Origin of the sequence: Bacteroides luhongzhouii (assembly GCF_009193295.2) — a bacterium.
In the GTDB taxonomy this organism is placed as follows: domain Bacteria; phylum Bacteroidota; class Bacteroidia; order Bacteroidales; family Bacteroidaceae; genus Bacteroides; species Bacteroides luhongzhouii.
Genome location: NZ_CP059973.1, coordinates 1,555,741 through 1,568,221, shown reverse-complemented (window position 1 = coordinate 1,568,221; position 12,481 = coordinate 1,555,741). Strand labels below are relative to the sequence as shown.

Sequence of the window (12,481 nt, the reverse complement as noted above, 5' to 3'; positions counted from 1 at the left end):
TTATTGCTCTTTATTTAATTTCATTCCCCCAAAGAGTCGGCTTATTACCTTTTGATTTACGCCAAGCATCACGCCAACGATGCATATCTTTATAATTGATAAATGGTTTCAACGCTCTCTGTTCTTTTGTTGGAGCCGGGGGCAGAGCAACTGCTGTATCCTGATACCAATATGCAACAGAAGCCAAGTCCAAAGTAAGATTGTTATTGGATCCATGCTCTATAGTACCCTTCACACTATTTTCAAAGAATATGGGATCAGAAATAAAGAAGCGGTATACATGAGTACGTCCTAACCAACCATGATCGTCATTCACCCGAGGAGCTCCAAAATATGGAAATGAGAACTGCTCTTTAGGACACCACGATGTATTAAAGAAATCTTCAGTACCAGTACCGATAAGTGAAGGATGCTCTTCACCGTCAATAAACCACATATCATCCCCTTCACCGTACCACATAGGCGTCGGACAATGAATATAATAATTTATACCTACAAAATGTCCCTTGCCCTTCGTTTCAATAAACACATAGTTACGTTCTTCCTTTGTATTAGGATGTTGCTCTCCTGTAAGCCCCCATTCTGTTTCTCCTTCCGGCAAAGCTTCTGTAAGATTATGGTTATACCACGCATGAAATCGTCCCATATCCTTAGGAAGCTTCTTCATCTCAAGATAGTCTACATAAAAATAGAAAGCTTTAATTGTCTTTCCGCTTTGATTCTCAATCTCAATACGTGCACCTTTTTCAAAAGGCATCGTAAAATAAGAAGTAAGCCCAGTACCATTCTTCGGTCCGGCCGACAGAGGCATAGCCCCATAATTGTACGACTCATTCCAGCCTTGTCCGAAAAATGGACCGATTGGGGATTCAACAGAAGGAAAATCATTGCCATCCCAATACATACGAATAATAATATCATTACGGCTCAATTGATCTGGAGTCGGAGATAAAGTTATCCATATATGATTAATCACTCCAGTACCTTTGATCTCAGCAATAGTTCTCTTTTCACCAGGTTTAAATGGTTCCAAATGGTCACGATTACCATTAGTCGGATCAGTACTTGAAATTCTTCTGTTTCTCATCCCTGATTTAATCTGAGCCAGATTGAATAAATCATTATCCAAGCCAATCTGTGCGAAAACAGATGAACAAACATTTCCTAAAAGAAAAAACAAAAATAAGAATGAAATTTTCTTCATACAATAATTAGTTTTAAATTTATAATTTACACATACACAATTAATTTTTAAGAAGCTTAGCTTTCATGAGAAAAACATTATATGGTTTCCACATTGACATCAAGAAATAAAGCTCATCGCCATAGGAAGACAATGGATGAAAGAAAGAACCATATAATTGAGGATACTCTTTAGAGTCAACCAATTTGTACGGTTCACTCCAAGGCCCCGTAATATCATCGGCCATGCGAAGAGTGATGTCATATCGGGCTGAAGCAAAATAAGCTATTATCCATTTCTTATACTTATAATTATAAATGAATGATAGCTCACCGACTTTATCATCAATTATCACAGTAGCACGCTTTTCATCACCACGTATCCATCTTTTCGCTATTCCGTCCCAGTACTCATAACGTTTCTGTCGCTCTATGTCTTTCTCCCGGAAACGGGCCAGACGGGCAGGAGTATTACGTCCTGTCTCTGTCCCAATCATATAAATATACCCATCTTTCTTAAAATAGCCAATCTGACCGAAATAACTATTTGACGAGAATTTAACATCAATACATGGTCCCCAAGTTATTCCTGAATCAGCAGAACGATAGAGACCAGAATAGTTAGTATCCCAATGACGCCAGTTTCGCATATTGAAATAATGAACATAATCTTTTCCATTAGCTCGAATAGCCGCTGTCGGAATAGATGTCCAATCCCCCTTTCCCGACTTATCCTTTCCACCAGGAATAATCTCACGAGCTTCCCCTTTATTATCAGTTGCCACACCCGAAAACGACAGTCCATCCTCAAGATCAGTATCTGTTGAAAAAGCCAGAAAGTTACATCTCCATTCACCGCTTGCATCATTCGGCTTTGGCTCGAAAGGTTTGAAATTCCTACCATAGCTATCACCAAAAAAAATTCCATATTGACCCGGATTCTGTTCCCAAACTATGCCAAGATCAGTCCCTCCGATATTCCATTGCTGAACAGTCAAATTTGGCGACGAGAATTCCTCATCAGGCAAAGGCATCCCTGTTACCCGAGCAACACAAGTTGTTTTACCTATACTTGGGTTATATATATATGTCCCTTGCCCATGCAATATGCATGAACAAAAGGACAAATACAAAGACAACAGAATACTTACTCTATTCATCTTATTCTACCATAGTTACCTTTGGCCCCAAATATGATTGCTTCATACCACCAAAATCTAATACCACTTTTTGAATAATCATTCCCGGATCAGCACAAATCAATTTAAATGTGTGTTTACCAGGTTTCCCTACATGCATTTTTACCGTAGCAATCGCACTGTTACGGAAAACATTCCGATGCCATTCACCAGAGTATTCTTTAGATGAAACTGTTACCCAATGCACTAAACCGTCATCAACCATAACGCCATAGCGAGTGTCATGCTTCGGATCTATCGGAAATAAAGGAAGTGCATATATATATGCTACTACATTGCCACCGTTGAATGAATAAAAATCATATTGAGCCTGAGAAACTTTATGAGTATTCCACATACTTTGGGTTTCCTGAGTTGCCTCACCCAACTGCACACATTCATTCTCATATCCAAGACCCATAACAGTACGTACTTTTACTCCATTGGCCTCTTGCTTACGATGAAACTTACCTGCATTAATCGATACGCACCCATTATCTTCCACATAAAGTCCTTTAATCTCTGCTACTGTTGGAGTTTGAGGATTAAACACCGGTAAAATCACCTTTTCCACTTTATTTTTCGTTTTAAATTCAATCTCAGCTACAAGATTATCTCCTGTAGGAACCTTAGCCCAATCAACAGATATATCAATACGTTCCTGCAGTAATGTAGTCCCAGTTTTCTTACTAAGTTTTACCCATGGCATATCTGTGGTTGCTTCCCAGCTAAACGCTTTATCGCCCCTATTATAAAGTTCAACAAATAGTTTTTTCTCAACGAACGGATTGACGGTTGGCAATACATTTGCAGCGCCAAGACCCAAAGTACAATCTTTACCTGGTATAAATATCTGCATATCCTCACCATGCTTCGGGTGATACTTTTCTATTGGAGGCATATTCTGATATTTACCTTTCCACCCTGGAGAAACAGTTATCATATGATTCCATTTCCCATTAAGCATTGTATTATACTCTTTAGTATAATAATCAAGACTATCATGGAAGAGCTTGGTTTTATCAGCATAAAGATTCGTTGCTGCACGATTTTGACGAGCATACCAACGATTCTTTTGAGCAGTCAGCATCTTCTTATTCATCAATGCAGCTCCCTTGACTTGATAATGCACAAGCTCATAAAAAGGTGCTTTTAGTTCTACAGGAAGAGACTTCCATATTTTTTCACTTTTATCAGAGATACGATCATATTCGTTCATACGGTCTTCGGCTTCACTATAATTTATCAAAGAGAAATCCGTATCTATGACTCTTTCCATATGTTGATAGTTGTTCCAAAGATAACCCCAGCCCATAGATTCCGGTTTATGCTGAAAGCCCAGGAGGAAATAAGTATCAAGAATATCTTTCAAATCGTCTCTATACTTCTCACCAAAAATTGAAGTTAAATAGTTTGTATTGAAATCATAAGAATTCTCGAAGTTAAAATAATCAACATTCCACGCCATATCAAAGAAAAACTTCAGCGCAAGTTCTCCCGGCTTTATATCCCCTACATTCAATAACCAATAGCGATCAGCTCCAGTATCATAAGCCTTACGCATCTCCTCAAAAATCAACGTATTGGGAGTTGTATTAATCCATAGATAATCATGAGGAGCACCGCAATAAGAAATATGATAATATACCCCTGCTCCACCCTTTCGTTTACGTTCTTCACTATTACTTAGTCTCTTTATATAACCGAAATTATCATCCGGCCATACCAAAGTTACATCTTCCGGTACTTTCAATCCTTTTTCATATATATCTAGCACCTCTTTATAAGGCATAAATAATTGAGGAATAGAATCGATAGGTTTATTGATATGCTTTGCCAAGATATCGCGTTGATCACCAAGAACTTCCTCAATAAGTGATACTTCCTTATCTTTCGGTACGCCAATAAGACCTGAATCGTGAATTCCACGCATAGCTAGAGTATAAAAGTTCTCATAAGGACCATTCTCCGAAATACGTTTATCCAAGACCTTATTAATCATACCTTTATTAGTCATATAGTTCCAATCGCCCATTGTCTTTTTATCCCATTCTGTCACATTATTAAACAACAATGGCTCACAATGAGCAGAAGTCATTACGATAGCATAATTATCAGCTACGATTTTGTTTTCAGGATACTTATTGAATGCTCCCGAACCTGGATGCATTGCAGGAGATAACATATTGCCTTTCATTCGAAGAATCAACTCGCAGACCTTAGCATACGTTTTCGGACCTATATCACCAAGTTCCGGATCATAAGTTTTCTTTGCCCATGGAGTAATCCCCCATCCTTCATCATTGATAAACAGCCCTCTATACTTCACACTTGGAGCTTTTGAGATGTATTCTGAAGTTTGGACGAATAAAGATCTAGATCTTTTTACAGGTATATCAGACCACCAATATAATGGAGAGACTCCCATCGCTTCAGAAATTGCAAACACACCATAAGCAGTACCTCTACGATCGCAACCTGCTATCACCAATGCGCGATCTATATTCGCCTGTGGTTTATCTAGTACTTTAACAACATATTGTTCCCAACCATTTTTAATACTTTCTACATTTATGAGTCCCTTTTGGACAAAATCATCAATAACAGCATTTCTACCTAAAGTACCGATAATGACTATATTTTTACCTTTAACAGACTTAGAAGTAGTAACCTTACCCTTCTTCCCTGTAACAAGGCAAATATCATCAGCAAATATATTCGCCACCCTTTTCACAACTTCATAATCAGCATCCGAAACAAAAATGTTGCTGACTTTTCCGTCAGTGCACAGGGGAAAATCTATTCCTCCCACAGCCTTGTCGCAAACTTTAATTTGTGCATTTACGATTACAGCACAAAACACAAATAAAACTAGAAGTATTCTTCTCATACAGTTCATTTAATTATTAAACAGTCATTAAGTGAGTCCACTTGAAAAAGCTTTTTTAGTTACAACCAACCTTTATAGTTATTTTCCAACAAATACAAAGATCGGACTATACCTTTTCAAGTGGACTATTTAATTAATTATATCCTGGATTCTGCTCAAGAACAGCGTCACTATTCGCCTCTATAGCAGATTGCGGAATAGGCCAAATATTATAATGCTTCTGCATCCCTACGCCATCACCATTAGTCTCAGGATTCGCATAATATGGATTACACTTCATAACTCTATCATAAAGAGTCTGTGTTCGCATTAATGTAAGACGACGTTTTTCTTCAATACCAAGCTCACGCATACGCTCATCAAGAATATAATCCATATCAATTTCTGATTCATCTGCCGGTTTTGCATGTGCCCTATCCCTGACTTCATTTATATCTTTTGCTGCCAGATCTTTTTTATTCAGATTCATATATCCTTCGGCCCTCAATAAGTAAGTTTCAGCAAGACGGAACATATATTGATCTGTATAAGTAACTCCCGCATCCCCTTTCAAAGAAAGATTAGCTTTATTGGAATATAATGCATCCGGATGATTACCAGGGGTAGTACATTTAGACTGATATGCATATAAATAACGTCCAGGAATAGTTGTACTATTTCCTTGCCCAACGATGACCTCCACTCCCTCCGGCAAATGATCAACATCAAGTTCTGTTATCCCTAAATTAATAACCTCGCTTCTGTGAACCCGAAACTTACGTACAAAATTATGATTTGCATTTCTCATATCGCCGTCAAAATCATCTTCCCAAACAGTATTAGAGAAATATTTAGTGGATATACCCCAACCGATACCACGACCTCCCGTGTAATCAGAAACAGGCCAATTGAACGGTGTATATGTTTTTCCATTCTTCTTAATTCGTACATCACGAACCATAGGAGCAATATTTCGCTCTAATCTATAATTAAATTTCTCTTGCAATTTAGTAGAACTACTACCTCCCCCCGGAGTATCTATCTCAAACTGAATAACCCAAATTCCTTCAGTATTTCCAGCGCCTCTATTTTGATTATTTCTACGAAACAAATCCCAATACACATCTTTATCTGCTTCTGATTTTCTAGAACCGAAACGGTCTTTCATTAATCCCAACGCAGGATTATCAATCACTAAAGTAGCAGCATCAACAGCATCCTGATCTCTACCAAGCGCAAGATAAAGCTCTGCAAGAAGATGATAAGCTGCCGGAGAAGAAACCTCACCATCTCTTACCTGAGTAATATCCGGTAACTTTTCAGCGGCAAATTTCACATCCTCCATAGCTTGTATTAAGGTCTGTTCACGAGTAGAACGTACATAATCAGTCTTAGCCTGTTTCACTTCATGAAGTTCCAGAGGTACTCCACCATATAAATACCCTAAAGTTCTATAACCAAAACCCCGGAAAAAACGAGCCTTAGCTTCAAACAAAGTCTTCTTGTCCTCAGATAATGAAGATATCTCGAGTCTATCAATAATAGTATTTGCTCCAGCAATCATTTTATAAATTAGATTCCAATGAACACTTGGACTTACTGCTGTGGGATGATAAGCTCCTAGCATATTACTATGTCGAATTTGCGTACCAGGTTCACCATCAAAGATCAAATCTGTTCCATATAAATAATCAAACGGGCGCCATTCATCATAACCATACATATCTTCCCGCACCAAACCATATAAATCATTTACAGACATGTTGAAATCATCTTCAGTCTCATAAGAGTTTTCAGCACTCATAAAGTCTGCCGGAACTTCCCTTAAGAAACTACTCTCATTACAACCGAACAACATTCCACTCAACACACAACATAAAACTATATACTTTTTCATAATCGTACTTCTAATTTATAGTGTAACATTTAAACCGAATGTAAAACTCTTAAGTACCGGACGACCGTTGTAGTCTTGGCCTGCTTCCGGATCCCATCCCTTCCACTTTGTAAAAGTCAAAAGATTCTTTCCCGTTACATAAAGATTCACATTTTCAATACCAACTGTTTTTGTCCAGCTCTTAGGAAGATTATATCCTAAAGTTACATCTTGCAAACGAACAAAATTACGCTGTTGATAACGGGTGGGATTTATAGTAGGCGCCTGACTAAATCGTGCATAAGTTGCATTAGGATTGTTTGGTGACCAATAATCCGCTCCCATTTCACTTATACGGTTGTATAAACGATGGTTGACATCTCCTCTATTCAGAGAACCCGAATTAGCCTGCAGATATCCATTTTTACCTCCTTGTACAGAATTGATAAAGAAGCTGAAAGTAAGATCTTTATAACGGAATTTATTCATTATACCAAAACGGTAAGCAGGATCCTTCTTTCCAAGAATTATACGGTCATCAACTGTAATTCCATCCTTACCATCAGTATCTACAATTCTATAGTTACCAGGATGATAACCTGTAGGAATCTCATCATCGAGCTGCCATATACCATCTATTTGATAGTTATAGATAGCAGAGATAGGTTCTCCTATAAAAAGGTTACTTGACGTCAAATCATCTTCTTTCCCGTCTCCATCAGCATCCTTACCAAACAGAGTAACAATTTTATTTCTGTTAGCTGATATATTAAATGTTGTACTCCATTCAAAATCACGAGTAGTAAAATTGTGCGAAGTTATAATAAATTCAACACCTTTATTTCTAATTTTACCAATATTTGAACTAACAGAACCAAAACCTGTAATAGTAGGAATCGTCATATCATAAAGCAAATCACGAGTAGTAGTCTGATAGAACTCCAACGAACCATTAATTCTATTATTTAATATAGAGAAATCAAGTCCCAAGTTTATGCCAGCTGTCTTTTCCCATTTCAAATCACTATTCCCCATGGTTGTTACTCTTTGAGAATTCTCAGTTTCACCTCCATCACCAAATACATAGCCAGGATCAACATTTGTCTTGGATAATGATTTATAACGAGACGTCTGGTTACCACTGATACCCCAACCCCCACGTAATTTCAGATTATTAATCCAATCAATCTTAAACCACTCTTCTTCTGACATTACCCAACCTAGCGCAACAGATGGAAATATAGCAGTCTTGTTATTTTCTCCAAAGCCAGAAAAGCCATCTCGACGCACTGTGGCAGTCAACAAATAGCGGTCTTTCAATTTATAATTCACACGAGCCATCTGATACAACAAAGCTTCACTCCATGCATTCGACTCAACAAACTGATCCGTTCCTGATTCCAACGCATCAAAGCCCAATGATAAGCGCAAGAATTTTCTTGCTAAAGCAGAAGTATAGCTTTCCTTACGTTCACTAGCACCATAAAGTAAAGTTGCTGCAATACTATGATCGCCAAACTCAGCACTATAATTCAATATATTATCAAAAGTCCAATCATAATAAGTAGTATGATGCTTATAAGCTTCTCCTTTCATACTTGCGCCATATTCATTTGACTGATGATGCTCGTCAATGCGATAATTATTACCATAATTGAAACGGTATGTCAACCCTTTTATCGGCAATTGAACCTCTGCATAAACATTAGCAAAGAAGTAATTATGTCTTTCCTTGTCATTAACATCCGATTGCATAAAAGGATTAGTAGCCACTGTATTAAATGGGTATGGGACAATCTTTCCCTCTTCATCATACGGTTCAATCATCGGACTCTGTTGTATCAAACTCTGTGAAGTTGGAGAAGCACCATCTTGCTTCACAAAAGAAGCAAATGACTGAACTCCCATTTTCAACCATTTATACGGTTTTACATCCAGATTTACACGAATACTATTTCTTGAAAAATCATCATTGATAAGATATCCCTGCTGTTCTGTATTAGAGAATGAAATCAAATAAGACATTGCGTCAGAACCACCGGACACACTTAAACGATTCTCAAAAACCGAAGCTGTCTGTGTACCTTCATCCCACCAGCTATAATCTTTAGCAGAGATTCCGTCAGGCTGAGAGCTATCAAGCATTGTCGGAGCCGGAAGATAATCAGCAAGATTGAAATCAGGATTAGGCGTTGTATAATCGGGACCCATATAAGCTTTATCATAATAAAACTCTTTTGTAAAGTCCAAGAATTCCTGACGATTCATTGGGCGAAGGTTCTTTGTCGGGCTAGAAATTGTGTAAGATGAAGAAAAATCAACCTTTGTACCTCCTGTCTTTCCTCTTTTAGTAGTAATCAGCAATACTCCGTTAGCAGCCTGAGCACCATAAACAGCAGTAGCACTTGCATCCTTCAAGACGTCAATCGATTCAATATCATTCGGATTAATAGAAGACAAAGAGTTGGTATATATGATACCATCCAAAACAATTAATACACTTTCACTTCCAGACAACGTATTTTTACCACGCACTTGTATACTAGGAGAAGAACCTGCCGAAGTCACTTGTCCTACGTTCAATCCGGGTACAGTACCTTGCAGTGACTGCAATATATTTGTATTTGGAGATTTCTCAAAATCCTTAATATTTGCACTTACTACTGCTCCTGTCAAATCCGACTTTCTCATGGAACCGTAACCAATAACAACAACCTCATCAAGCATCTCATTATCCGAATGCATGCGTAAGTCCAGCTTCTGCTGGTCTCTAATGGTAATAGTCTGTTTCTTATATCCCACATAAGATATTTCCAGTATAGTCCCATTTGAAACCGACAACGTAAAATTCCCATCTACATCTGTTATTGTACCATCTTGAGTACCTTTCGCAACAATAGTAACCCCTATCAACCCTTCACCTGTAGCGGCATCAACTACTTTTCCCGAAATTTTTCGTTTATTTTGCTGAATAACCAATGAAGAATTTTTATCAACTCCTATCATGGAATTAGTTCCTTCGCCAGGAAGCCTAATCTCAGACTTTACATCTGTTGGCACCATTCCTAGATATAAAAAACAAATAAATAAAATTTTATAATACACTTTCATAGCACAGAAATAATTAAATTAAACACACGATCATTAGTATATGTTATTGAACATTACAAATGATTTTATAAATTCACAACTAACATAGTCACACATTTTACTAACAATAAATACATTTTCAGTAAAAAATATAGGATTATATTTATATACAAAAATTCATACGACAATTCCCAGACAGTACATCTTCTACCTATCTAAAGGAACAGAGGAAACAATCAAATATTGTCTGCAAACCTTGTAACTATAGGGGAGCACCGAAATGGCTAAAAACTATATTCTGCGTGTAAGTACTGCCACTAACAACAGCTCCATAGTTAGAATTTATTATAAACACAGAGTTGAAGACAAATATTCATATTGCCAAAGAACAATTGGAGTTGCCTGTAAAATTAATCATAGACAATTCCACAACACATATCAAGTTCGATGAACATACATATCAAAAGCCATAAGACTGTTACTTCTGGCAAGAAAAATGTGAAGGCCTTCATAACACAGATTTGCAATAAGTAATGCCAAAAAGCTTTTGTCAGACATTCATCATGAACCTTAAAAACAAGAAATTAGAATACTACCAAAATGATCCATGCAACAAACTCCCAAATTTATAAATAGACATCATTCGAATAAGATTCAGAAAATTTCGACAATTCAATATATTTTCTGTAAAGCACCTCATAAACAAGGGAGCGTTTTTTATTTGGCTTGTATTCGACTTCAATATCCGAACTCATGTTTTTCATAGCTTCGCTAATATCCGAGTATATTCCGGCTGCAACAGAAGCAAACATAGCTGCTCCTAAAGCGCAAGCCTGCTCGGAACGGATCACACGAATAGGCATACTTAATACATCTGCTAGTGTCTGCATTACAAAAGGAGCTTTCTTTGTGATACCTCCAATAGCATTGACAGAATCAATACGCAAACCCTGCCCCTTCATATGCTCAACAATACGACGAGAACCGAATGCAGTAGCCTCCACCAGTGCACGGAATACTTCTGGAGCACTAGTCCCCAAAGTAAGTCCTATAATGCCACCTTTCACATTCTGATCAGCATCGGGAGTACGACGTCCATTCATCCAATCCAAAGCAACCGCATCTTCCTCGGACGGCTCTATAGCCAGAGCCTCACGAGTCAATTCAACTAATATGTTGTCCAATATTTCTTGCTTAGCCTGTCCGTCCGGAATATTTTTAAGAGGCCATGACAATATCTTCTTGAACCAAGCGTAAATATCCCCAAAAGCAGACTGACCAGCTTCAAGCCCAATAAAACCCGGTAAAACAGAGCCATCCACCTGTCCACAGATTCCTTTGATACAACGATCGCCGACTTCGCCTTTCCCGGCCACCATAATATCACAGGTAGATGTCCCTATGATACGTGTCAATATTCCCGGTGCAACAGAAGCTCCTACAGCCCCCATATGAGCATCCAATGCTCCTACGGCAACAGCAATACCTTCTGATAACCCTAATTTCTCCGCCCATTCGGCAGTCAATGTACCAGCTTTCGTATCACTTGTATAGGTCTTTGTGAAAAGATGTGGAAGCATTTCTTTCAATGCCGGATTAAGTTCCCCTAGAAACTCACCTAAAGGAAGCCCCCAACTTTCATGCCACATAGCTTTATGACCTGCAGCACAACGACTACGAAGAATTTTTTCAGGAACAGTATTACCAGTTACTAGTCCAGTCATCCAATCACAATGTTCCACCCAAGCATAAGCCGCCTCTTTTATAGCGTCATTTGTGCTGATAATATGCAAGACTTTTGACCACACCCATTCTGATGAATAAGTGCCACCCTCATAAAGCAAATAATCGAGATTACGTTCTTTAATCAGTGCATTAATTTGATCTGCTTCTCGGACAGCTGTATGATCTTTCCAAAGAACAAACATTGCATCCGGTTCTTCTGCAAACTCACGACGTAAAGCTAACGGCATACCTGTATGATCAGTCAAGGCGGGAGTACTTCCAGTTGTGTCAAAACACAATCCGCAGATAGAAGCCACCTCTTCTTTATTCAGCCTGGATAAAGCTACATGTACAGCTTCTGTCATGGACTCAATATAATCTAAAGGATGTTGACGATAGCAGTTATTATGCTCATCACAATAAAGCCCAGCTTTCCAGCGGGAATAAAAACTTATCCCTGCAGCGATTTCATGCCCATTACATGTGTCTACTACCAATGCACGACAAGAATCTGTTCCAAAATCAAGGCCGATAACGTATTTCTTATTTAATTCCATGGTC

The 12,481-nt window shown here is 38.1% G+C and carries 6 protein-coding genes; all 6 read right to left on the bottom strand.

The window, feature by feature from the left end; all coding sequences use genetic code 11:
* Positions 1 to 10 precede the first annotated feature (10 nt).
* Complete coding sequence (locus tag GD631_RS05665) at positions 11 to 1,204, bottom strand: glycoside hydrolase family 172 protein (RefSeq protein WP_143256746.1); 1,194 nt, start codon at positions 1,202 to 1,204, stop codon at positions 11 to 13.
* 40 nt (positions 1,205 to 1,244) lie between these two features.
* Positions 1,245 to 2,342: a glycoside hydrolase family 183 protein gene (locus GD631_RS05660; RefSeq protein ID WP_143256745.1), complete on the bottom strand. Its 1,098-nt coding sequence runs from the start codon at positions 2,340 to 2,342 to the stop codon at positions 1,245 to 1,247.
* Position 2,343: 1 nt separating this feature from the next.
* Positions 2,344 to 5,250: a glycosyl hydrolase 115 family protein gene (locus GD631_RS05655; RefSeq protein ID WP_143256744.1), complete on the bottom strand. Its 2,907-nt coding sequence runs from the start codon at positions 5,248 to 5,250 to the stop codon at positions 2,344 to 2,346.
* A 133-nt stretch (positions 5,251 to 5,383) separates the two neighbouring features.
* Positions 5,384 to 7,126 (bottom strand): RagB/SusD family nutrient uptake outer membrane protein, encoded by a 1,743-nt coding sequence (locus GD631_RS05650; RefSeq protein ID WP_143256743.1) that lies wholly within the window; start codon positions 7,124 to 7,126, stop codon positions 5,384 to 5,386.
* A 15-nt stretch (positions 7,127 to 7,141) separates the two neighbouring features.
* Positions 7,142 to 10,111, bottom strand: coding sequence for a SusC/RagA family TonB-linked outer membrane protein (locus GD631_RS05645; RefSeq protein ID WP_185911585.1), 2,970 nt, complete (start codon positions 10,109 to 10,111; stop codon positions 7,142 to 7,144).
* Between the two features lie 710 nt (positions 10,112 to 10,821).
* Entirely contained in the window at positions 10,822 to 12,477 is a 1,656-nt protein-coding gene (locus tag GD631_RS05640) for a ribulokinase (protein WP_143256741.1), read from the bottom strand.
* Positions 12,478 to 12,481 lie beyond the last annotated feature (4 nt).